Origin of the sequence: Variovorax glucosi, assembly GCF_051216695.1 — a bacterium.
Classification (GTDB): domain Bacteria; phylum Pseudomonadota; class Gammaproteobacteria; order Burkholderiales; family Burkholderiaceae_C; genus Variovorax.
The window spans coordinates 1-1,200 of the sequence record NZ_JBPJZE010000220.1 but is presented as its reverse complement, the minus strand read 5'-3'; the positions used below and the strand labels follow the sequence as shown (position 1 = coordinate 1,200).

Sequence of the window (1,200 nt, the reverse complement as noted above, 5' to 3'; positions counted from 1 at the left end):
CCACCCAGACGCAGGGAACCAGCCAGAACGAGAGCTTCAGCTACGACGCCAGCGGCGATCGCATCGGCCAGACCAACGGTCTGAACCAGAGCACCAGCTGGAGCCTGGACGCCCTGGCCCGCGTCAAGACCATCACCGACGCGGCCAACGCCAGTGCCGGCCTCGGCTACAACGCGCTCAATGCCGTCACCCAGGCCAGCGACTTCAACGCCATCGCAACCAGCTACAGCCGCGACGCCCTGGGCAACGCCACCGCAGAAGCCAGTGCCGACAGCGGCCCTCGCAGCAGCCAGTACGACGCCCTCGGCCTGCCCAGCCAGATCACCGATGCGCTCGGCCAGGCCACGAGCATCACCCGCGATGCGCTGGGACGTCCGACCAGCCTCGTCTTCGCGGACGGCAAGACCACGACCCTGCGTTACGACCTGAGCGCCAACAGCAAGGGCTACCTCAGCGAGGTCATTGATCGTTCCGGCACCACCGAGTACACCCGCGATGCCCATGGACGCGTCACCCTCAAGAAGCAAACCTTGGCGACAGGCGCAACTACGGGTAGCGTTCAGCAAGTCGCCTACACCTACAACACCGCCACCGGCCAACTCGCCAGCGTCACGTACCCGAACGGTGGCGCGCTCAGCCACTTCTACGACACGACCGGCCGCCTCGTGCAACTCGGCTGGAACGGCACACCGCTGATCGACGCCGTCACCTGGAATGCCCTGGGCCAGCCCACGGGTTGGAACTGGGCATTCACCAGCACCAGTCCGAAGCTCGCGGCCAACCGCAGCTACGACAGCGCCACGCGACTGACCCAGACCGAATTCAGCAGCTACACCTACGACGCGGCTGGACGCATCGGCAGCCTCACGCAGAACCTGTGGGGCCCTGCCGACAGCGACCCTGGTCACAGCACCATTGCCGCGGCCGACACCACGTGGAGCGTCGGTTACAGCGCAACGGGCCGCATCGTCAGCTTCACTGCCACCGCGGGCACCGGCGACAGCGCCAGCTTCAGCTATGACGCCAACGGCAACCGGACAGCGAGCACCCGCGTGCTGGCGGGCCAGACCACCAGCCGCGGCTACACCCTGCAGCCCGGTACCAACCGCCTCGCGGGCTTCAGCCAGACCATCAACGGCACCAGCAGCACCAGCGTCGCTTATGGATACAACGCCAACGGCGACCTGACAAGCGACGGCC

At 66.8% G+C, this 1,200-nt stretch carries 1 pseudogene; it reads left to right on the top strand.

Annotation, left to right across the window (positions count from 1 at the left end):
* Nucleotides 1-1,200, top strand: a pseudogene (locus ACSFA3_RS24445) (hypothetical protein); the annotation flags it as partial.